Below are 20,991 nucleotides of genomic sequence, written 5' to 3'. Positions count from 1 at the left end.
ATTCAACACTCTAAAAATGGCTCTTGTCTTGGACCAATTTTCTGCGCCACTATGTGAGCCATGACTGAACAGAAGAATGAACAGGGACGCGCCACGACGCGCGTCAAGCGTGGACTGGCTGACATGCTCAAGGGCGGCGTCATCATGGACGTCGTTACCCCGGAGCAGGCACGAATTGCTGAAGACGCGGGCGCGTCCGCCGTCATGGCGCTGGAGCGCGTGCCGGCCGATATCCGCGCCCAGGGCGGCGTGGCCCGCATGTCCGATCCGGATCTCATCGAGGGCATCGTCAACGCCGTGTCCATCCCGGTGATGGCGAAGGCCCGCATTGGTCACTTCGTGGAGGCGCAGATTCTCGGCGAGCTGGGTGTTGACTTCATCGACGAGTCTGAGGTGCTCAGCCCGGCCGATTACGTCAACCACATCAACAAGTGGGATTTCGACGTTCCTTTCGTGTGCGGCGCGACGAACCTAGGCGAGGCCCTGCGCCGCATCACCGAAGGTGCTGCCATGATCCGTTCTAAGGGTGAGGCCGGCACCGGCGACGTCTCCGAGGCTGTCAAGCACCTTCGCACCATCAAGGGTGAAATCGCGCGCCTCCAGAACCTCGACCGCGACGAGCTCTACGTCGCCGCCAAGGAGCTGCAGGCGCCGTATGACCTCGTTGCTGAGGTGGCGGAGACCGGCAAGCTGCCGGTCGTGCTGTTCGTCGCCGGCGGCGTCGCCACGCCTGCCGACGCCGCCCTCGTCCGCCAAATGGGCGCCGAAGGCGTCTTCGTCGGCTCCGGCATCTTCAAGTCCGGCGAGCCTGCGAAGCGCGCGGAGGCCATCGTGAAGGCAGCGACCCTCTACGACCAGCCGGCCGAGCTGGCCAAGATCAGCCGCGGCCTGGGCGAGGCCATGGTGGGCATCAACGTCAACGACATCCCCGCCCCGCACCGCCTGGCCGAGCGCGGCTGGTAGGACCTGTGCGAGCACTGAGCATAGAACGCGCAAAGGGAACGATGGTGGCAGCGGACACGGCGCGGCCACTCGTCGGAGTGCTCGCGCTGCAGGGCGGAGTGGAAGAGCATATCGCTGTGCTGGAGAGCCTCGGCGCCGAAACGCGCCGGGTGCGTCTGCCTAAGGACCTCGACGGGCTGGACGGAATCATTCTGCCCGGCGGCGAGTCGAGCGCCATCGATAAGCTGGCGCGCTCCTTCGGCGTTGCGGAGCCGCTGCGCCGCGCCGTCGAGGGTGGGCTGCCGGTCCTCGCCACCTGCGCGGGGCTCATTTACAGCGCCCGCGAGCTGGAAAACCCCGCGCCGGGCCAGCAGACGCTGGGGCTTATCGACGTCACCGTGCGCCGCAACGCCTTCGGCAACCAACGCTTCTCCGAGGAGCGCATCGTTCCCGTCGCGATGCAAGGCCAGTGGCCCGATGTAGAGACCTCAGAAGTTGGGCCACGGCGCACCGAGTCCCGGGACACCGAGACTAATGGCGAAGGGCCCGGAAGTATCACGCTAGACATTGAGGCGAGCTTCATCCGCGCGCCCATCGTTACCCGCGTGGGCGAGGGCGTCGAGGTCATCGCCACCGTGCCCGCCCCTGCGCCCGACACTGTGACTGGTGGCGCGGCTGGCGAAGATAGCGCGGCGTGCAAAGATGGCGCCGAACATGACGGGGAGCTAACTCATCCCTCCGCAGGCCACGAGGTAATTGTGGGCGTGCGCCAAGGTTATGTGACGGCGTTGAGCTTCCACCCGGAAGAAAACGGCGACTCGCGCCTCCACGCCGCGTGGCTCGCTAACTTTGTCCATTAACACATTCTGCACGTGAGCTCTTTTCCCAAATAACTATCGCTCTATAGTGCTCTGGGCTACATTGAGATGTGCTAGCTGAACACATCACGCCCAGAAAGGCACTTCGTCGTGAGCACACCCGCCCCTGAACAAGTCCGCGAAGATATCCGCTTCCTCGGCCGGGTGCTCGGCCGGGTCATCGCGCAGCAGGAAGGCGAGGGCGTCTTCGAGCTCGTCGAATCGACCCGCCGCATGGCCTTTGACATCGCACACGGCGATGCCAAGCCGGAGGACCTCGTCGCCATTTTCCGCGATCTCGACATCACCAAGGTCAACCTCGTGGCCCGTGCGTTCAGCTATTTCGCGCTCATCGCCAACCTGGTAGAGGATCTGGATGACGAGTCCGTTGAGGCGCCCGTCTCCCTGCGGAAAACATTCGCCAAGCTCAAAGAAGAAGGCGTCACGCCAACCGACGCCTCCTCCGTCATCCGCGGCGCGCACGTCGCCCCCGTTCTCACCGCGCACCCCACCGAAACCCGCCGCCGCACTGTTTTCGATACTCAGACCCGCATTAAAGACCTCCTCAAGGAAGCGCACCGCGGCGGCGACATGGCGGCAATCGAGAAGGAAATGTATTTGCGCATGACGCTGCTGTGGCAGACCGCGCTGATTCGCATCGCCCGCCCCACCCTCGAAGACGAGATTGACGTCGGCCTGCGCTACTACAAGCTGTCGCTGCTCGACCAGGTCCCTGCACTCAACCGTGCCATCCGCCACGCCATGCGCGAGACTTTTGGCCAGCAGCTTCCTGATTCCCCCGTTGTCCGCCCCGGCTCCTGGATTGGCGGCGACCATGACGGCAACCCGTACGTCGACGAGCGCACCCTGACCTATGCCACCCGCAAGGCCGCGGCAACGGTGCTCCAGTATTACGCCGACGAACTCGGTGAGCTGGAGCGCGAGCTCTCCCTGTCGGATCGCTATTCCTCCAGTTCCAAAGAACTGGGCGCGCTTGCCGACGCCTCCCAGAACGACGAAAAATCCCGCGTCGACGAACCCTACCGCCGGGCCATCTTCGGCATCCGGAAGAAGGTGCTGGCGAGGTTGGAGGGGGAGGCGTCACCAAGCGCCTATGCGTCGCCGGAAGAGCTCAAGCGGGACCTGGACGTGATCGACCGCTCGCTGCGCCAGTTCAATGACGACATCATCGCCGATGACCGCTTGGCTCGATTGCGCTCGGCGGTGACGACGTTTGGATTCCACCTTTCGACGCTGGATATGCGCCAGAACTCGGAGTCCTTTGAGAACGTCCTCACCGAGATTTTCGCCGCGGCCAGCATCACCCCGGACTACCGCGCGCTGGGGGAGGAGGAGAAGGTCGCGCTGCTCGTGCGCGAGCTGCAGACCAATCGCCCGCTGCTCTTCCCCGGCTCCGAGCGGGAGTTCAGCGAAGATACCGCGAAGGAGCTGGGGATTTTCCGTGCGGCGGCATGCGCTGTGCGGGACTTTGGGCCGGAGTCGGTGTCGCACTGCATTATTTCTATGACTGGAACCGTCTCCGACATTCTGGAGCCGATGGTGCTGCTCAAGGAGGTGGGCCTGAGCCAGGTGGACGTGGTGCCGCTGTTTGAGACCATCGAGGATCTGAAGGCCGGCGCCGGCATCTTGGAGAAGCTATGGCAGGTGCCCGTGTACCGTGAACATCTGCGCTCGCGCGGGGATATCCAGGAGGTCATGCTGGGGTATTCGGATTCCAACAAGGATGGCGGTTACCTGCAGGCAAACTGGGCGCTGTACGACGCCGAATTGGCCCTGGTTGAGCTCTGCGCGCGCCACGGCGTGGAGCTGCGTTTGGCTCATGGCCGTGGTGGAGCGGTGGGCCGCGGCGGTGGTCCGACGTATGACGCGATTTTGGCGCAGCCGAAGGGCGCGGTGTCGGGTTCGGTGCGCATCACCGAGCAGGGTGAGGTGATTTCTGCGAAGTATGGAGCTCCGGAGACCGCGCGCCGCCACTTGGAGGCTTTCGTTTCCGGCGCGTTGGAGGCGTCGCTGCTGGATACCGAGCCGATTGCGGATCCGGAGCGCGCCTACGAGATCATGCGCGAGCTGGCGGCCTTGAGCGGTACGGCGTACCGCCAGCTTGTCGACGACCCCGGGTTCATCACCTACTTCACCCAGTCCACCCCGCTGCACGAGATTGGCGAGCTTAACTTGGGCTCGCGCCCGACTTCTCGCAAGCAGACCACCGCGATTACGGATTTGCGGGCGATTCCCTGGGTGCTTTCGTGGTCGCAGTCCCGCACCAACATTCCGGGCTGGTTCGGCGTGGGCAGCGCGGTGACGGCGTGGGTGCAGCAATCCTCCGGAGGAGCGACAGCCTCCGGAGGTGCAGTAAGTGCGGTAAATACCACAACGGATGTAGCAGCCTCCGAGAATGCTGGAGCAGATACCGGAGCTGGCGAAGAAGAGAAGCGCTGGGAGGAGCTGCGCGATCTGTACCACACGTGGCCCTTCTTCCGCTCCGTGTTTGCCAACATGGCGCAGGTCATGGCCAAGGCGGAGATGCAGCTAGCGCGCCTGTACGCCAACTTGGTCGACGACAAGGACACCGCGGACCGCATCTTTGGCCTGATATCCGAGGAATTTGAGCGCACCCGCGAGGTCTACCTCAAGGTCACCGGTAACGCGGATCTGGTGAGCGAGAATCAGCGCCAAGCACGTTCACTCAAGCGGCGCTATCCTTATCTGCTTCCGCTCAACGCCGTCCAGTTAGAGCTGCTGCGTCGCTACCGCCGCGGCGACGACCAGTTCCTGGTATCCAAGACCATCCAAGTCACGATGAACGGGTTAGCCACCGCGCTGCGCAACGCCGGCTAACCCAGCACAGCCGGCACACCAGCACGCCGAATGCCCCGCGAGGAAGTGATTTCCTGCGGGGTTCGACCAAACATTGCTGGAAGAATGCCCTGGCGTTGGTAGCGGCGTTCTTGCACTGCTACCTGCACTGGCGGGACGAGGCACACCGGTGCCTTAACGGGCATTAGGGTGAGTTGAAGAGTCAGTTGAAGGCGCTGGTGAAGACTGGCGCGGCGTCGTATGGCGGAATCCATGCGACCCGCCCACCGATACGATCCATGTGGCCGCGTGAGGGCGGGGCATCGGGGTCGTCGTCGTTGACTCCGTTGTGGTACGGGCATAGCGGCACCAGGTTGAGGATATTGGTGGGCCCGCCGCGGGCCCAGGCCTTGATGTGGTGGATCTGGCATTTCTCAAAGGGCACCTTGCAGCCCTCCCATGCGCAGCAGGGATTCTCCGCGGCCAAGGCGAGACGCTGCTTGGCAGTGGCGAAGCGCTGGAAGCGGAAGACATCGAGCGGGCCATGCTCGCGGCTGACCGCCACGATGACCCCCTTGTCCAGCAAAGCGCGCTCCACCAGCTGCGAGCCGGTCATCGTCGCGCCATTGGTTGTCCGGACGATGAACTCTTCGTCGTCCTTGTCGGTATTGCCCTTGAGCAGCTCGGCGTAGTCATCGAGCTGCAGGACCGCCATGGTGGCAACTTCAGTCTTGACGCCACCGCCGTCCAGATTCTCGAAGAAACTCTCGCCGGGGCGTTCCTGGTCGATGCCTTCGAAGACGCCGGTAAGCTGCAACGAGTCCGCGGTGACCGTGAGGGTGGCCAGACCGTTGCCATGCTGGGTGAGCTTGGCGCGCTCGGCATATGTGCGGGGTTTGCGCATCATCCGCAGCCTCTTGCGCGCTACTTTTTCCACTAGCTCCGCTCTGGTCTGGCACAGCTCTACCCGCAAGTCCCACGCTTTGTTGTGGTTCCGGACTTTGGCCACGAAGTGCTCGATGAGCTGCAAGGTCACCAGCCCGTGCCCGCGCCGGCGCGCGGCTTCCACCGCCGTGCGCTGCTTCTTCGTCGAAGAGGTGTGCCCGAAGTAGGTGTGGTGGAGGGAGAGGAACACGGTGGCGTCGGCAGGCGCGGCACCGAGGGCGACTAGGTCAGATTCAGACAGGCCCGCGCACTCGGCCACCAGGTCAATGGCGCGGCCGAGGGCGGCGAAGTACGTCTGCAATCTCATACCCTGCAGCCTAAAAGCACCCCATCCCACCGCCAAGAACCCAACCAGCTTCCCACCGAAATCTGTGGATAACTAGTCGGCACTCGGTTTGAGAGCCCGGCCTTAGATGCCGAGCTCGTGGTGTTTGCTTGTCAGTATTCTGCGCGGGTCAGGCTTCGTGGGTACTAGGCGCCGGCGAGGCCGCGGCGCTTGAGCAGCGGCGCGACGTCCTTGTCGCGGCCGCGGAACTCGCGGTAGGCCTCCGCGAAGTCGCGGGATGCGCCCTTCGACAGGATGACATCGCGGAACTTCTGGCCAGCCGCGCGCAGGTCGGTCTGCTCCTTGAACCACTCGAAGCCATCGGCGTCGAGCGCCTCAGCCCACAGGTAGGAGTAGTAGCCCGCGGAGTAGCCACCGGCGAAGATGTGGTTGAAGTAGGTCGAGCGATAGCGCGGCGCGATGAGCTCGTTGTCCAGCCCGGCCGCGCGTAGGGCCTCGGCCTCGAACTCGGCGACGGCCTCCGGGGTGGCCTCTAGCTTGGCGGCCTCGGCAGCACTCAGGGAATGCCACGCGAGGTCGATGATCGACGCCCCCAGATACTCCGAGGTAGCGAAACCCTGGCCGAACTCGGAGGCGGCGGAAATGGCGTCGAGAAGCTCGTCCGGGATCGGCTCGCCGGTCTCCACGTGGCGGGCGTACTCCTTGACCAAGTTCTTATCGAGCGCCCAGTTCTCGTTGATTTGCGAGGGGAACTCCACCCAGTCGCGCGGCACGTTGGTGCCGGCGAAGGTGGGGTAGCGGACGTCGGAAAGCAGGCCGTGCAGGGCGTGGCCGAATTCGTGGAAGACGGTGCGGACCTCGTCCATGCTCAGCAGCGGTTGGGAGCCGTCGGCGGGCTTGGTGATGCCCATGACGTTGACGATGACCGGCTTGCGCTCCAGCAGTCGGGACTGCCCCACGAACTCGCTCATCCATGCGCCGCCGCGCTTGGTGGGGCGCCCGAAGTAGTCGGTAAGAAGAAGGCCGATCCCGTGCGAGTCCTTATTCACGTGATTGACGTCTCCGTCCCGCACCTCCCAGACGCGGACCCCCTCCGCGTAGCCCTCGAGGTCATCGCGCGGGATGACGGTGATGCCGTACAGGCGCTCGGCGGCGGCGAAGACGCCCTTCTCCAGGACCTGGTCCAGCGGGAAGTACTTGCGCAGTTCCTCCTCGTCGAGGGAGAAGTCGCGGGCGCGGACCTTGGATTCCCAGTAGGGCCAGTCCGCGGCGCTAAAACCCTGGCCGTTGAGTGTTGCTTCCTCCGCGAGGAGTTTCTGCTCGCCTTCGGCGTTGGCAGCAGCGGCGGGGGCGAGGTCGAAAAGCATGGTGCGGGCGGCGTCGGCAGTCGCGGCGGTTTCTTCGGCGATGACGTAGTCGGCATGCGTGGCAAATCCCAACAGCTCGGCGCGCTCGGCGCGCAGCTGCACGGCCTCGATGAGCCCCGGGATGTTGTTCTCGGAGCCCCTGCTTGCCGACGCCCCATACAACCTCCCCCTCGCATCCTCCCGCGCCAGACGGCTCAGCTCGGACTGCACGGTCGGCAGCTCCAGCGGGATGACAAAACCTTCGCGGCCGAGTGCCTCGGCATCGGCCTTGGCGGAGGCGATGCGCTCGGCGGGCAGGCCCTCGAGTTCTTCCTCGGTGAAGGAGACTGCGCGCTCGCGGGTAGACGCCATGAGGTTGCGGCCGAATTCTTCAGAGAGCGCGGAGAGGCGCTGGTTGATCTGGGACAGGCGGGCCTTGCCGGCCGCGTCGAGGTCGGCGCCCTTGCGGGCAAAGGTACGCAGGAGGTGGTCGTGGAGGCGCTGGCCTTCGGCGTCGTCGGCAGGCGGCGTGGCCTCCTTGATGCGCGCGTAGAGCACCTCGTTCTGGTACATCGCGTCATAGTGCGCCGACAGGCGCGGGTAGATGTCGGCGGCGATCTCCTCCATCTCCTCGGTGACGTCGGTGCCGGAGAGGTTACCAAAGACCGCCATGACGCGGTCGAGGTCCTGGCCGGAGCGCTCGAGCGCCTCTACGGTGTTTTCCCACGTGGGCGCGGCGGGGTTGTCGGTGATGGAGGTGATCTCGGCGTCGTGAAGCGCGAGTGATTCGTCGAAGGCGGGGCGGTAGTGTTCGACCTTGATCTCCGCAAACGGCGGGAGCTGGTAGGGCAGCGTGGAGGGGGTCAGTAGTGGGTTAGTCATAAGAAACTACCGTACCTAATAAGCTCCGCCCTATGTGATGGCTTTCACTAAACTATCCGACTGGAACCGGTGTGCGCTCCTTGCGCGGGGTGGTGGCACGGTTCACCAGGATGACATCGAGAATCAGGAACGCCGCCAAGGTGATTCCTAAGAGCGGCAGGAAGACGCCGACGGTGGCCGCGAATAGCGCGCCCAGTCCTGTGGTGGCCCAAGAGAAATGAGTGGTGGGGAGGAAGCGCGGGCGGCGTTTCCACCACATGTAGTAGCCCAGCACCACCAGCGCGGCGGTGGCGAGGCCCAGTGCGAGCAGCGCAATCTGCAGTGGAAGGCCGAACATGATGCCCATGTGCAGGTAGATGCCCCAGCTGCTGAGCTTGCTAAACAGCGGCAGGCTGGAGAAAGGCTGGCGGTCGATGATCTCTCCGGTGGCGCCATCTACCGAAATTGCATCGGAGGTGGTGCGCCATTCCACCCAGCGTTCGCTGACCTGCCAGGCGGAGTTGGCGTCCTCCGGCGGGTACACGCGCAGCGGTCCGGTCAGCCCCTCGGCGCGGCCGGTGGCGAGGACGCGCTCGGCCTCGGCAGCTACGCTCGAGCTTGACGACGCCCTTCCAACCCCATGACCTTCATGTCCTTCATGGCCAGTGTGTTCATGTGTTTCGGTGGTGGTGCCGGGGAGGGCAGTCTCGATGGGGGTGGCCTTCCAGTTCATGCGCTCGACGAGGGAATCGACGTTGTCGCCGGCCAGTCCCGACCACGTGATACCGGTGGCAGAGAGGCCAAGCAGGCCGATGAAGATCCAGGCGCCAATAGTGGAATGCAGGCGGGTGGCCTTCCAGCGGGCAGAGCGCTTGGGCTGGCGTTGGGTGGCGTTCGCGGTTGCTTTGTTCTTCGGGCGGCGGCGAATCCACCACATATAGAGACCTCCACGGGCCATGACCCACAACCAGGAAGCGGCCAGCTCCGAGTAGAGCTCACCGATCTTGCCCAAGTGAAAGCTTTCGTGCAGGGAGGAAATCCAACGGCGCAGCGGCATCTCACCCAGGCCGGAATAGGTGGGGTAGTCGCCGATGACCTCAGCGGTGGCGGGGTTGATGAAGACGGTGCGCTGCAGGCTCTCGTCGATGCTTTCATCGGAGACCAGCACGCGCGTGGAATCCGTCGGTGTCGTGGCCGGCCAGACCTGCGTGACCGGCATGTCGGGGTGCTCCTGCTGCGCGGCTTGGATTTGTTCCTCCAAGCTCACGGGGTGCTCGACTGCCGGAACGGTCATGACGTCGCGGTACACTACCTTCTCCAGGGAGGGTGCCATGGCATAGAGGCAGCCAGTCAATGCCGCAACGAGGATGAAGGGGCCGGCGAACATGCCGCCATAAAAGTGGATGCGTTGAATGAAGGATCGCAGAGCCGTCCGACTCATAAGTAGTGCTCTTTCGGGGTCTATCGATTAAGGCCCTGCTGAACGTTCGCGGGGCGTTCAGGAGGGGCGATGGACAGGTGCTGATATCAACTGCACTAGTAGTCGGAGGCGAGGGTTTCTCGGTTCCCGAGTATTGAAAAACTTTTTAACTAACTGGGGTCCTCGGCGTTCAAAGGATGAAAACCCCGCGAGATAAGGCGCGAGAAGCAAGAAACAGTCAAGAAAAAGTCTTCGCAGCTCAACGGGTAAAAATGGCGTCGTAGAGTGCTGTTTTAGGCCTGTTTGTGGTTAATGAAGCAAGAAAAGGCTCGACCCACTCATCGTGGATCGAGCCTTTGTGGTGGCTAGCCCTGGCTTAAGACGTCGGGGCTAGAGGAGAAGCGGGGAGTTACTTCTTCAGGCCATCGATGATCTCATTGAAGGCAGCAACCGGGCGCATGGTCTCGTTGAGCTTCTCCTCGTTCGGGGCATAGTAGCCGCCGAGGTCGACGGGGGAGCCCTGGACGTCGAGAAGCGCCTGCTCAATCTCGCCAGCCTTGGCCTCGAGGGCCTCAGCAACCGGCTTGAAGGCCTCGGCCAGCTCGGCGTCGTCAGTCTGCGCAGCCAGCTCCTTGGCCCAGTTGAGAGTCAGGAAGAAGTGGGAGCCGCGGTTGTCGTTCTCGCCCACCTTGCGGGACGGGGACTTGCCCTCATCCAGCAGGGTCTCGGTAGCCTTGTCCAGCGCAGCGGCCAGCACGCCAGCCTTGGCGTTGCCGTTGGTGTTGTGCTCGTGGCGGAAGGACTCAGCCAGAGCCAGGAACTCACCGAGGGAGTCCCAGCGCAGGTGGTTCTCCTCCTGAACCTGCTGGACGTGCTTCGGGGCGGAGCCGCCGGCACCGGTCTCGAACAGGCCGCCGCCAGCCATGAGCGGAACCACAGACAGCATCTTGGCGGAAGTGCCCAGCTCGAGGATGGGGAAGAGGTCGGTGTTGTAGTCACGCAGGACGTTACCGGTCACGGAGATGGTGTCCTCGCCCTTGCGGATGCGCTCGACGGAGATCTTGGTCGCGGTGACCGGGTCCTCGATGGAGATGTCGAGGCCCTCGGTGTCGTGATCCTGCAGGTACTTCTTGACCAGCTCGATGAGGTTGGCGTCGTGGCCGCGCTCCGGGTCGAGCCAGAAGATGGCCTTCATGCCGGACAGACGGGCACGGTTGACAGCCAGCTTGACCCAGTCCTGGATCGGGGCGTCCTTGGTCTGGCAGGCGCGCCAGATATCGCCAGCTTCCACGTCGTGGGAGATGAGAGCCTCACCCTTGGAGTTGCGAACCTCAACGGTGCCCGCAGCCGGGATCTTGAAGGTCTTGTTGTGGGAGCCGTACTCCTCAGCCTTCTGTGCCATGAGGCCGACGTTCGGGACGGTACCCATGGTGGTCGGGTCGTAGGCGCCGTTGGCCTTGCAGTCCTCGATCACGGCCTGGTAGACGCCGGCGTAGGAGGAATCCGGGATGACGGCGAGGGTGTCCTGCTCCTCGTCGTTCTTGTTCCACATGTGGCCGGAGGTGCGGATCATGGCCGGCATGGAGGCGTCGATAATGACGTCAGACGGAACGTGCAGGTTGGTAATGCCCTTGTGGGAGTTGACCATGGCGAGGTCTGGGCCCGCGGCAAGCGCGGCGTCGAAAGCAGCCTTGATCTCAGCGCCGTTCTCCAGCTTGTCCAGGCCCTCGTAGATAGCGCCCAGGCCGTTCTCGCCGTTGAGGCCAGCGGCCTCGAGCTCCTCGCCGTACTTTTCAAAGACGTCAGCGAAGAAAGCGCGCACCACGTGGCCGAAGATGATGGGGTCAGAGACCTTCATCATGGTGGCCTTGAGGTGAGCGGAGAAGAGCACGCCCTCCTCCTTGGCGCGGGCAACCTGCGCCTTGAGGAACTCATCGAGTGCCTTGGCGGACATGAAGGTGCCGTCGATGACCTCACCCTTGAGGACCGGCAGCTTCTCCAGCAGGGTCTGCTCGCCTTCGGCGGTTTTCAGGACGATGGAGAGGGTGTCCTCCTCCGGCATGATGACGGACTTCTCGTTGTGGCGGAAGTCGTTAGCGTCCATGGTCGCCACGTTGGTCTTGGAATCAGCGGACCAAGCACCCATCTTGTGCGGGTTCTTCTTAGCAAAGTTCTTGACTGCAATCGGGGCGCGGCGGTCGGAGTTGCCCTCACGCAGAACCGGATTCACGGCGGAGCCCTTGACGGCGTCGTACTTCTCCTGAGCCTCTTCGTACTCCGGGAGATCAAAGCCGGCAGCCTGCAGCTCAGCAATAGCCTTCTTCAGCTGCACCAGGGAAGCGGAGATGTTCGGCAGCTTAATGATGTTGGCTTCCGGGGTCTTGGCCAGCTGGCCAAGCTCAGCCAGGGCGTCGGAAACCTTCTTGTCACCAAGGCGCTCCGGGAACTGGGCCAGGATGCGGCCGGCCAGGGAAATGTCGCGGGTTTCTACCTCGATGCCCGCGGTGGAAGCGAAAGCCTCCACGACCGGCTTGAAGGAGTAGGTCGCCAGCAGCGGCGCCTCGTCGGTACGGGTCCAGATAATCTTTGCCATGGTTCTCCTAAAGAAGTTGAAAACTGTTCAACCTCACAGGATACCTGTCTTATTTTCTCGCGGTGCCGGTCCCCCTGTGACTCGCGCCACCAGCGGGGCAGGGCTGTGTGGTTGATACGGCCTTCTCGTCTGCGCGCGGGAAAGGGACTAAGGTACGCGCACGTGAATCTCCCGCACTCTGCTCCCCGCATCCAACGCCGTCCCGTCCCACGCCAGACGGAAATCTCCACGACACGCCGCACCATTGTCATGATTGCCATGGCGATGGGTGCCTTCGCCATCGGCACCACGGAGTTCACCTCCATGGGCCTGCTGCCGCTCATCGCGGATGATTTCGGGATTACGGAAGACACGGCGTCGGTAGTCATCTCCGTCTACGCGCTCGGCGTCGTCGTGGGCGCGCCGGTCATCGCAGCACTCACGGGCAAGCTCCCACGCCGCCGCCTCATCATCTTGCTTATTGGATTCTTGCTCGTGGGCAACCTGCTCACGGCCGTGGCCCCTAACTACGGCGTCCTGCTGATGGCGCGCTTCATCGCGGGCCTGCCGCATGGCGCATACTTCTCCGTAGCTAATCTGGCGGCGGCCTCGATGGCCCCACCGGGCAAGCAAGGGTTTGCCATGTCGATGGTGGGCATGGGGCTTTCCGTTGCCACCGTGATCGGTGTACCAGCAGCCCAAGCGTTGGGCCAGGGACTGGGCTGGCATTCGGCCTACTACCTGGTCGTGGCCCTTGCAGCTTTAACGATGGTGCTGCTCTTTTTCCTCTTCCCGCACATGACGCGTATGCCGGAAACGGATATGTTCACCGAGCTCGGCGCGTTGAAAAACAGTCAGGTCCTGCTCACCGTATTCCTCGGCACCGTCGGCTTCGGCGGCATGTTCGCCGTCTACACCTACATCACGTGGACCATGACGGAGGTCGCCGGCATGGACCCGAACTACACGTGGATTGTGCTCATGGCTTATGGCATCGGTATGACTGTCGGCAACGTCGCTGGCGGTGCGCTGGCGGACCGAAACCTGGAATTCGGCATCATCTTTGCTCTCATCTGCATGGTTGGAGTGTCGGTGACCTTCTACTTCGTGGCGCACAGCGCGTGGGCGGGCACGATTGTCTTTGGCGTCTTGGCCTTCTTCGGCTCCATTCTCGTGCCCTCACTGCAGCTGCGCTTGGTCAACGTGGCGGGGGATGCACAGACCTTGGCGGCGGCGCTGAACCAGTCCGCCCTCAACATCGCTAATGCAGCGGGCGCGGCCATCGGCGGCGCAGTCGTGGGCGCAGGTTATTCCTATAACTCCACCGCCCTTGCCGGTGCGGGACTGGCGGTGGCCGGCTGCATCACCTGGGTTATCACCATGTGGGACAAGCGCCGCCGCGGCCCTTCCGTGAAGATTATTGAACAGAGTTAGACTGGCCGGCATGAGTTTCACCATCGCCTCCGTCAACGTTAACGGCATCCGCGCGGCCTGCAAACAGCGCAACGAGAACAACCCGGGTATGAACGCATGGCTGGAAACCACGCCCGCCGACGTCGTCCTTATGCAGGAGGTGCGCGCCAACCCCGAGCAGACCCAGAAGGCTCTGGCTCCGGCCCTGGAGGCCGGATGGAACCTGGTACAGGCCGAATCCGCCGCCAAGGGCCGCGCGGGCGTGGGCATCCTATCGAAGCACGCGCTTGGCGACGTCTCCGTAGGCTTCGGCTCCTTCGCCGAATCCGGCCGCTTCATCGCCGCCACCGTGGAAGGCGTGCGGGTGGCTTCCCTGTATTTGCCGTCTGGTGATACCGATTCCCCGAAGCAGGATGAGAAGTACCTCTTCTTGGATGAGTTTTCTGAAGTTTTGGATGAGATGGCTGCAACGTACCCGGAGGCCGTCATTGGCGGTGACTGGAACATCTGCCACCGCGCCCAAGACCTAAAGAACAATAAGGCCAATGAGAAGAAGTCCGGCCACCTGCCGGAGGAGCGCGCCTTTATGGACCGCGTCTTCGGTTCTTTCCCGGATGAGCAGCCGCAGGACAAGAAGGGGCTCGGGGACTGGCTCGGCGTGGTGGACTATGAGACCAAGACCGCCTGGGAGGCGGCTGCGGATCCGCAGTGGTTTGACGTCGCCAGGCGCCTGCACCCAGAGGCGGATGGCCCCTACACCTGGTGGACCTACCGCGGCCAGGCTTTTAACAACGATGCCGGATGGCGCATTGACTACCAGGCGGCCACGAAGGCCATGCTGGAGCGCGCGCAGCGCACGTGGGTGGAGAAGGCGCCGACGGTGGAGGAGCGCTGGTCTGATCACTCTCCGCTTCTGGTCGAGTACAAGTAGCCCACTCCAAGTAGTGGTACGATAATCCCGTCTTAACGTCCTTTTCTATTTCGCAGGAGATGCTCATGACCCGCGCAATCATCTACTTTGTCCTCGGCGCTATTCTGCTTGCCCTGGGTATCTGGTGGTGGACCATCGTCGGACCGTCCTTTGCCTTCCTTGGCCCGATCGTCCTCCAGGGCGTTGGCGGCGCGTTCATGGTGGCTGGTTTCGCCGTCATGATGGACGTTATTAGCCCGACCTCCCGCAAGATTTAACCGACGCAGCGCCGCCCCAGCGGAGGCGGCAGAGTAGAGTAGTCAACCATGACTGACTCCACTTCTGCATCGACCTCCGCTTCTCGAGTCCTCTCCGGCATCCAGCCCACGGCGGACTCCTACCACCTGGGTAACTACCTCGGAGCGCTCAAGCAGTGGATTGACCTGCAAGACTCCCACGAGGCTTTTTACTTCATCCCGGACCTGCACGCCATCACGGTGGAGCAGAACCCGGAGGAACTGCGCCACCGCACCGTGGCGGGCGCCGCGCAGCTTATCGCATTGGGCATTGACCCGGCGAAATCCACCCTCTTCGTACAATCCCACGTCCCCGCACACGCGGAGCTGACGTGGGTTTTGCAGTGCCTGACGGGCTTCGGTGAGGCCTCCCGTATGACCCAGTTCAAGGACAAGTCCCTCAAGCAGGGCCAGGACCGCACGTCCGTGGGCTTGTTTACCTACCCCGTTTTGATGGCTGCGGATATCCTTTTGTATTCCCCGCACTACGTGCCGGTGGGGGAGGACCAGCGCCAGCACCTCGAGCTCACCCGCAACCTGGCGGAGCGTTTCAACAACAAGTACGGCGAGGTCTTCCGCGTACCGGAGGCCTTCATTCCGGAAGGCTCGGCCAAGATTTATGACCTGCAGGAGCCGACGTCCAAGATGTCGAAGTCGGGGGCAAACCCGAAGGGCATCGTAAACCTGCTCGATGCTCCCAAGACCTCCGCCAAGCGCATCAAGTCCGCGGTGACCGATGACCTCGGCGTGGTGGCCTTTGACCGCGAGAAGCAGCCGGGCGTGTCCAACCTACTGGCCATCCAGTCCGCGCTGACGGGGGAGAGCATCCCGGATCTCGTGGACAAGTATGCCGGCCAGGGCTATGGCCACCTCAAGGTCGATACGGCCGAGGCGCTCGAGGCCTTCACCACTCCGCTGAAGGCTCGCTATGACGAGCTCATGGAAGACCGCGGCGAGCTCGAGCGCATCTTGGCCCAGGGTGCCGAGCACGCCACGGAGATTGCCACCCCGCTCGTGGACAAGGTCTACGAGGCGGTGGGCTTTCTCCCCGCGCGTCGCGGCTGAGTTGGCTAGCATGATGAAGACTGTGTAGAGGATTCTGTAATCAATTTTTAAGGGGAAGGCCTGTGGCGCCAACGACACGACCTGATGAGAAGAAGACAGATGATTACGGCATCGAGCGTGCCTATGCCGATGAGCCGGACGCGGTAGATAAAGTCCGTGAGAAGTCCGGCTTCATCGACCACATCATGAAGATGCTGGACCGCTACGGTAGTGAAGGCGGCAACCAGTTCGCAGCCGGAATTACATATTTCTCGGTCCTGGCTCTCTTCCCGATCTTCATGCTCACCGTGGCCGCTGCCGCGACGGTGCTGGCGAACCGCCCCGACCTCATGCAGCAATTGGAGGAGCAGATCGCCAACGCCGTGTCGGGCGATCTGGGGAATTCGATCACGGAGCTTCTTCACACCGCAATTGAACAGCGCGGCGCGATGTACGGCATCGGTGGTCTCACCACCCTGTGGTCAGGACTCGGCTGGATGAATAACTTGCGCATCGGCATTTCGGCGATGTGGATGCAGGATCCGACTGACGCCCCGGGCAACTTTGTGACCAAGAAGCTCAGCGACCTGCTGGGGCTCATCGGCCTGCTCCTGGCCATGGTTATCGCCTTCGGCGTGACGGCGGCGGGTTCCTCCGGGCTGACCCAGAAGGTTTTCGAGTGGGTCGGCATTGAGTCCTTCCCCGGTATGGGAACCGTTTTGGTTATCGCCGGCATCGTGATCGGTCTTATCGCCAACTTCCTCGTCTTCTGGTGGATGGTGGCTTTCCTGCCGCGCACGAAGGTGCCCACCAAGTCGGGCCTGATGGGCGCGGCCATCGGCGCGGTGCTCTTTGAGGCCATCAAGCAGCTGTCCACCGTCATCATGTCTTCTGCAGCAGGCAACCCGGCCGGTGCCGTGTTTGGCCCGGTAATCGTCCTCATGGTGGTCATGTACCTGGTCTGGCGCGTCGTGCTTTATGTTTCCGCGTGGACGGCGACCACCGAGGAGTCTCTCGAGCTGCTAGTCCCGCCGGTTCCGGATCAGGCTGTTATCCGCGTCCGCAACGAAATCCGTCAGGGCCCGAACACGGGCGTGACCTTGGGCGCCGGTGCTGCCCTTGGTGCGGCCGCCGCGGGTGCATGGGCCCTGCTGCGCCGGAAGTAGGGCGGGATGCTACCAGCGTCTTTTGCTCCGAACCTGTACGCGCACTTCACCCTGGATTCGCGCGCGACCTCACGCGAACTGGGCGTGCAACTGGCGGCTGCCGACGCCCGCCTCGAAGGCCTCGGCTACCTTTCCGACAACCCAGAGCGCGAGGAACTCGCAGTTGCCGCCCGCATTCTTTGTGAGCCTTCCTCCCGCGCAAGCTATGACCAAATGCTGGAATCAGGTGCTCGGCTCACGTGGGCGCAGCTGGATGATTACGCCACGACCGGCCGCTGGGGCGCGAACCACCATGCTCCCGCGCCTGATGCGCCCGTTCAGGACGCCCCGCGCGCAACTCCCGGCACCCGCGTGCTCTTGGCCGTCATCGACTACGTCATTGCGGCGATCGGTGCGTCCCTCTTCGTGAGCGTTGGGGTATTTAACTCGGATGTGAGCGAGGTCTGGCTCACCAGTGTCTCCGCTATCATTACGGTGGCCTATTACATCTGCTTCGAGGTCCGCGTAGGGGCAACGCCGGCGAAGCTGATAGCTGGATACACGGTGCGCGATGTCACCACCCACAACAAGCTCACCTGGCAGCAGAGTATCAAGCGCAACTGGTGGCGCGTGGCCTCCCTCGTGCCGCTCATCGGCCCACTGGTTGCCTTCTTTGGTGCCCTTTACGTGGTGACCACGATTGGTCCGAAGAACGCGCTGCGCGGGCAGCACGACATCCTGGCTAATGCCGAAGTAGTGAAAAAGTAGCAACCACTACCACGAGGAGTGCGACGAGTCCTGCCACGAGCCACCCAATCCAGCCCTGCGAGTCCCCAAAGGACGAAGACCCCGCAGTCGCCTCCGAGGCGGCGGGCGCAGAAGGCGTGGTAGGAACCGGGCTGGTAAGTGCAGGTTCCGAGGGCTCTTCTTTCCCAGCCGCGAAATCATCCAAAAGCCCTACGCCATCGCCGGGGCGGACGTCGGAGGCTTCGTCGAGAAGCATCTGCGCCTGCTCCCAGGCGCGGAAACCATGCTCGACGGTTGTATCGAGGAGGACCGCCTGCAGGCGGCGCCCGTCGCGATTAATTGCGCCGACGAAGGTGTGGTGCGCGTCCTCGGTATAGCCGGTCTTTCCGCCGATGCCATCCGGGTCGTTGAGGAAGAGCCCATTGTCATTCCACAGCTCATAACCGGGCATGTCACCCCAGCCGGGAAACTCCACGTGCTCAGTATCGACGATGCGCGCGAAGGTGTCGTTGGCAAAAGCCGCGCGGTAGATCAGCGAGATATCCGCCGCGGACGTCGACATACCCGCCGCGTCCAGCCCGGAGTAACTGGCCGCCACCGTCGAGCGCGTGCCAATCTCCTGTGCCTTCGCGTTGACCTTCTTTAGCGCCTCCTCATCCCCGCCAACGGCCTGCGCGAGGGCGTGCGCGGCATCGTTGCCGGAAGCCATGAGCAAACCCTGCAGAAGCTGCTCCACGGTGTAGACCCCATCGGGGCCGAGGCCGACGGCGGAGCCTTCGACGGAGGCGTCGTCAAGCGTGGCGGTGATGCGCTGGTCGAGGGGAAGCTCCTCGATAACCACGAGCGCCAGCAGCGCCTTGATGATGGAGGCCGGGCGATAGCGCCCGTTGGGATCCTTCATGGCGATGATTTCGCCGGTGTCCAGGTCACTGACCATCCATGCCGAAGCTACAACGTCCTTGTTCAGCCGAAAGCCGCGCGGGGCCGTCACGCCACACGCAGCGCCCTCAACCGCGGGCAGGGGAGTGGGCGCTTCCTGGCCGGGCGCCAACCTTTCTGAGGTGGTCGTCGGTTCCTCGGGAACGAGAGAATGCGGGCAGGCGTCGGTATCCGGCGCGGTGGTGCGCGTGGGCGATGAGGACTCTTCCTCTTCTGCGAACGCGGGCGGCGTTGCGGCCAGGGCGATGGCGGTGAGGAGCGCGGGGACATGTTTCATAGCGTGCTTAATCCTAGACCTCGTCCTAGGATGATCCTCATGCATGACGCACCACTAATTAGCCCAGAGAACAAAGACTCCGGCGCCGAGATTTTCGCCGGTCTGCCCAAGGTGACGCTCTTCGCACCGTTGCCCACGGATGCTTCCACCCCGGAGGAGCTGCGCGCGGCCACGCAGGCTGTTGTGCAGGCGCTTGTCGACGACCACGTGGTTTACGCCGAGCTCCGCCTGCGCCCCAGTGCTTTCTCCTTCGGCGCCGCTGAGGCACTCGCTGCGGCGCAGGAAGGACTCGACGTTCCCGGAATCGATGCCCGCCTCATCGTTGAGGGCGATGCCAATAGCTGGGATGCCGGCGAAGGCGTTGCCGGTGCTGCGCTGACTGAGCTATCTGCGGCTGAGAAGCTCCGCGCAGACTTCATCCCGTGGGAGAGGGACGTTGCCTCTTATGAGGACGCCGTGGCGGCTGTGCAGGCGGGTGCGACGCGCCTTGTTCATGCCACTGATCTCGTCGACGATTTCAGCGCGGATCTCGAAGGCGTTCGCCCAGGTAAAGCCTCGGCGTGGGTGCGGGATCGCCACATCGCGCTGACCTTTGCGCCGCTGGAGGAAATGCCCGCAGAGGAGCTGGCTGATCACCCTCTGCCGCTGTTGCAGCAGCTCGGCTTTACCTGCACGGTGGCGGGCGAGAAGCTCAGCGATGTGTTCCTCGCTCTGAGCGAGACCTTTGGCTATGGCCTCGAGGAGTTCTTCGACCTCACCATCAAGGCCATTGAGAATTCCTTTGCTAGCGAAGAAGACCGCCAGCGCCTCATTGAGCAGGAGATCCTGCCCGCCTATGAGGAACTGGCGGATCCGGAATTTGCGGAAGACGCTTCCGGTGTGAGCGACTCCGAGGCGGAAGAAGTCAGTGAGTCTTCCGAATAGAAACTAGAAGCGGGAGAAGCGTTTCGTCAGCATTTCCTCCAGGCCCTTCCAGGACTCCGCGTGCTCGGTGTAGGGCTTGGAGGGCACGTAACCCGCGTGCTCGGTGGAGCCAAGCATGTAGCCCAGGTAGTCCTGGAAGCGCGGGTTCTGCAGCATGTAGGAGTTGATGGAGTCATCCCCGGCCCAGTCGGCGGCGTCCGCGCAGACCTCGTAGCAGCGGCTCATTTGGTCCGTATCAACGGACTCGGGGCCCTTTTCAATATCGCGGACGATGCCGTAGAAGCTGTACTGGTTATCCGGGTGGACGGTGACTTCGAGCTCACCGGCGTTCGCTGCGGCAACGACCTCCTCCCAGGTGGAAACCTTTGCTAGGTCGTGGTCATCGTTTTCCATGATCCAGCGCACCAGCACCTTGGAGCTGGGGAAGGTGAAGATTTCGCCCCACTTACCCAAGAAAACCGGCTTGCCGTCGAGGTAGGTGCGCAGAGTGTAGACCGTCCTTTGATCAGCGGTGATCTTTACCGGGTCGATGCCCGCGGCGGCCCAGGGGGAGCTGTCATAAGGATCGGCGGATTCCGCGGCGGCCTTGCGCTCTTCCTCGGCCTTCTTGCGTGCTTCCTCCGCTGCTTCGCTGGCGGCGGAGATGCGGGTGGCGGCGTTCGTGGTTGCATCCTGGGTGAAGTCAGAGGAAGGAACGACCTTGACCACCTTGTCGAGGTCTTCGATGACCGAGCGCCAGTTGCTGTGGATAACGCGGCCCACGCCGGACCACTCGCTCATGCCCTGTTCACCGGCGTAGTGATCGGCTCCGCGGGCTGGGTTGCGCAGGATGGAATGCGATGCGAAGAAGATGACGGTGTGCTCTGCGGCGCTGACCTCTGCCAGCGCCTGCGCAATCTCGAGGCAGCGTGCGACGGTGGACACGTTCTCGTGGCTGGGACGGCCGGCCAGGTGCTTCGGCATCCCGATGAGGTCGTAGACGTGCTTCTTTTCTGGCACGACGCGGTCTGCCGCCTGGGAGTTGAAGACCTCCCACTTCGGGTGATCGAGCAAGTCATGCTTCGTGCCAGATTCGAGGAAGCAGAGCATCTCGGCTTCGGTGTTAAAAAGCAGGACCGACTCATCATCACCGAGAAAAGCCTGCCACTCGGAACCGTTTTGGCGCCACTTTGGCGCCCACAGGGTATAGAAATCGCCCTCAGAAAGGGAGAGCTTGATGGGGACAATAGCGCGGGTGTTCATGGGCAAAT

Annotated in this window: 17 protein-coding genes; 10 read left to right on the top strand and 7 right to left on the bottom strand. The window is 63.1% G+C overall.

The window, feature by feature from the left end; genetic code table 11:
• Positions 1–60 precede the first annotated feature (60 nt).
• The 3 genes from pdxS (at position 61) to ppc (ending at position 4,658) form a co-directional block, all read left to right on the top strand.
• On the top strand, positions 61–963 hold the full coding sequence (gene pdxS / locus HMPREF2743_RS03665) for a pyridoxal 5'-phosphate synthase lyase subunit PdxS (RefSeq protein ID WP_070521426.1): 903 nt from the start codon (positions 61–63) through the stop codon (positions 961–963).
• A gap of 44 nt (positions 964–1,007) precedes the next feature.
• Positions 1,008–1,802, top strand: a complete 795-nt coding sequence (gene pdxT / locus HMPREF2743_RS03660) for a pyridoxal 5'-phosphate synthase glutaminase subunit PdxT (protein ID WP_371441225.1) — start codon at positions 1,008–1,010, stop codon at positions 1,800–1,802.
• A 108-nt stretch (positions 1,803–1,910) separates the two neighbouring features.
• Entirely contained in the window at positions 1,911–4,658 is a 2,748-nt protein-coding gene (gene ppc / locus HMPREF2743_RS03655) for a phosphoenolpyruvate carboxylase (RefSeq protein ID WP_070818181.1), read from the top strand.
• Here ppc and HMPREF2743_RS12685 read toward each other — a convergent pair.
• The 5 genes from HMPREF2743_RS12685 to HMPREF2743_RS03635 all read right to left on the bottom strand — a co-directional run bounded on the left by HMPREF2743_RS12685 (position 4,655) and on the right by HMPREF2743_RS03635 (position 12,067).
• A complete protein-coding gene (locus HMPREF2743_RS12685; RefSeq protein ID WP_168166448.1) occupies positions 4,655–4,822 on the bottom strand; it encodes a hypothetical protein in 168 nt (55 codons plus the stop codon). The genes ppc and HMPREF2743_RS12685 overlap by 4 nt on opposite strands.
• Positions 4,823–4,839: 17 nt before the next feature.
• Entirely contained in the window at positions 4,840–5,868 is a 1,029-nt protein-coding gene (locus HMPREF2743_RS03650) for an HNH endonuclease signature motif containing protein (protein WP_070818180.1), read from the bottom strand.
• 164 nt (positions 5,869–6,032) lie between these two features.
• A complete protein-coding gene (locus HMPREF2743_RS03645; protein WP_070818179.1) occupies positions 6,033–8,075 on the bottom strand; it encodes a M3 family metallopeptidase in 2,043 nt (680 codons plus the stop codon).
• A gap of 52 nt (positions 8,076–8,127) precedes the next feature.
• Entirely contained in the window at positions 8,128–9,495 is a 1,368-nt protein-coding gene (locus HMPREF2743_RS03640) for a PepSY-associated TM helix domain-containing protein (protein WP_070818178.1), read from the bottom strand.
• Positions 9,496–9,883: 388 nt separating this feature from the next.
• On the bottom strand, positions 9,884–12,067 hold the full coding sequence (locus HMPREF2743_RS03635) for an NADP-dependent isocitrate dehydrogenase (protein ID WP_070745530.1): 2,184 nt from the start codon (positions 12,065–12,067) through the stop codon (positions 9,884–9,886).
• 162 nt (positions 12,068–12,229) lie between these two features.
• On the opposite strand from HMPREF2743_RS03635, the gene HMPREF2743_RS03630 reads away from it, so the two are divergent.
• The 6 genes from HMPREF2743_RS03630 to HMPREF2743_RS03605 all read left to right on the top strand — a co-directional run bounded on the left by HMPREF2743_RS03630 (position 12,230) and on the right by HMPREF2743_RS03605 (position 17,622).
• Positions 12,230–13,480 (top strand): MFS transporter, encoded by a 1,251-nt coding sequence (locus tag HMPREF2743_RS03630; RefSeq protein WP_070745528.1) that lies wholly within the window; start codon positions 12,230–12,232, stop codon positions 13,478–13,480.
• 10 nt (positions 13,481–13,490) lie between these two features.
• Positions 13,491–14,390, top strand: coding sequence for an exodeoxyribonuclease III (locus HMPREF2743_RS03625; protein ID WP_070528037.1), 900 nt, complete (start codon positions 13,491–13,493; stop codon positions 14,388–14,390).
• 65 nt (positions 14,391–14,455) lie between these two features.
• Positions 14,456–14,647, top strand: coding sequence for a hypothetical protein (locus HMPREF2743_RS03620; protein ID WP_049157254.1), 192 nt, complete (start codon positions 14,456–14,458; stop codon positions 14,645–14,647).
• Between the two features lie 48 nt (positions 14,648–14,695).
• Positions 14,696–15,730: a tryptophan--tRNA ligase gene (trpS, locus tag HMPREF2743_RS03615; RefSeq protein ID WP_070528041.1), complete on the top strand. Its 1,035-nt coding sequence runs from the start codon at positions 14,696–14,698 to the stop codon at positions 15,728–15,730.
• A gap of 62 nt (positions 15,731–15,792) precedes the next feature.
• Complete coding sequence (locus tag HMPREF2743_RS03610) at positions 15,793–16,875, top strand: YhjD/YihY/BrkB family envelope integrity protein (RefSeq protein WP_070745524.1); 1,083 nt, start codon at positions 15,793–15,795, stop codon at positions 16,873–16,875.
• A gap of 6 nt (positions 16,876–16,881) precedes the next feature.
• Positions 16,882–17,622 (top strand): RDD family protein, encoded by a 741-nt coding sequence (locus tag HMPREF2743_RS03605; RefSeq protein WP_070818177.1) that lies wholly within the window; start codon positions 16,882–16,884, stop codon positions 17,620–17,622.
• On the opposite strand, the gene HMPREF2743_RS03600 is transcribed toward HMPREF2743_RS03605, so the two are convergent.
• Positions 17,597–18,817 (bottom strand): D-alanyl-D-alanine carboxypeptidase family protein, encoded by a 1,221-nt coding sequence (locus HMPREF2743_RS03600; protein ID WP_070818176.1) that lies wholly within the window; start codon positions 18,815–18,817, stop codon positions 17,597–17,599. The two genes, HMPREF2743_RS03605 and HMPREF2743_RS03600, sit on opposite strands and share 26 nt — an antisense overlap.
• Before the next feature lie 39 nt (positions 18,818–18,856).
• Here HMPREF2743_RS03600 and HMPREF2743_RS03595 point away from each other — a divergent pair, with 39 nt between their 5' ends.
• Positions 18,857–19,741 (top strand): amidohydrolase family protein, encoded by an 885-nt coding sequence (locus HMPREF2743_RS03595; protein WP_083316538.1) that lies wholly within the window; start codon positions 18,857–18,859, stop codon positions 19,739–19,741.
• A gap of 3 nt (positions 19,742–19,744) precedes the next feature.
• Here the strand turns inward: HMPREF2743_RS03595 and HMPREF2743_RS03590 are convergent, their stop codons facing one another.
• A complete protein-coding gene (locus tag HMPREF2743_RS03590) occupies positions 19,745–20,983 on the bottom strand; it encodes a hypothetical protein (protein ID WP_070528056.1) in 1,239 nt (412 codons plus the stop codon).
• Between the last annotated feature and the right edge of the window lie 8 nt (positions 20,984–20,991).

Source organism: Corynebacterium sp. HMSC036D02 (genome assembly GCF_001836165.1).
In the GTDB taxonomy this organism is placed as follows: Bacteria; Actinomycetota; Actinomycetes; order Mycobacteriales; family Mycobacteriaceae; genus Corynebacterium.
The sequence above is the reverse complement of the archived record's forward strand: the minus strand, read 5'-3'. Positions and strand labels throughout refer to the sequence as shown.

What these genes read in the sequence shown, in the direction of transcription:
- trpS (WP_070528041.1), top strand. Translation starts at nt 14,696, where the DNA reads ATGACTGACTCCACTTCTGCATCGACCTCCGCTTCTCGAGTCCTCTCC.
- HMPREF2743_RS03605 (WP_070818177.1), top strand. Translation starts at nt 16,882, where the DNA reads ATGCTACCAGCGTCTTTTGCTCCGAACCTGTACGCGCACTTCACCCTG.
- HMPREF2743_RS03625 (WP_070528037.1), top strand. Translation starts at nt 13,491, where the DNA reads ATGAGTTTCACCATCGCCTCCGTCAACGTTAACGGCATCCGCGCGGCC.
- HMPREF2743_RS03635 (WP_070745530.1), bottom strand. Translation starts at nt 12,067, where the DNA reads ATGGCAAAGATTATCTGGACCCGTACCGACGAGGCGCCGCTGCTGGCG.
- HMPREF2743_RS03600 (WP_070818176.1), bottom strand. Translation starts at nt 18,817, where the DNA reads ATGAAACATGTCCCCGCGCTCCTCACCGCCATCGCCCTGGCCGCAACG.
- HMPREF2743_RS03645 (WP_070818179.1), bottom strand. Translation starts at nt 8,075, where the DNA reads ATGACTAACCCACTACTGACCCCCTCCACGCTGCCCTACCAGCTCCCG.
- HMPREF2743_RS03640 (WP_070818178.1), bottom strand. Translation starts at nt 9,495, where the DNA reads ATGAGTCGGACGGCTCTGCGATCCTTCATTCAACGCATCCACTTTTAT.
- HMPREF2743_RS03620 (WP_049157254.1), top strand. Translation starts at nt 14,456, where the DNA reads ATGACCCGCGCAATCATCTACTTTGTCCTCGGCGCTATTCTGCTTGCC.
- HMPREF2743_RS03650 (WP_070818180.1), bottom strand. Translation starts at nt 5,868, where the DNA reads ATGAGATTGCAGACGTACTTCGCCGCCCTCGGCCGCGCCATTGACCTG.
- HMPREF2743_RS12685 (WP_168166448.1), bottom strand. Translation starts at nt 4,822, where the DNA reads ATGCCCGTTAAGGCACCGGTGTGCCTCGTCCCGCCAGTGCAGGTAGCA.
- HMPREF2743_RS03595 (WP_083316538.1), top strand. Translation starts at nt 18,857, where the DNA reads ATGCATGACGCACCACTAATTAGCCCAGAGAACAAAGACTCCGGCGCC.
- pdxS (WP_070521426.1), top strand. Translation starts at nt 61, where the DNA reads ATGACTGAACAGAAGAATGAACAGGGACGCGCCACGACGCGCGTCAAG.
- HMPREF2743_RS03590 (WP_070528056.1), bottom strand. Translation starts at nt 20,983, where the DNA reads ATGAACACCCGCGCTATTGTCCCCATCAAGCTCTCCCTTTCTGAGGGC.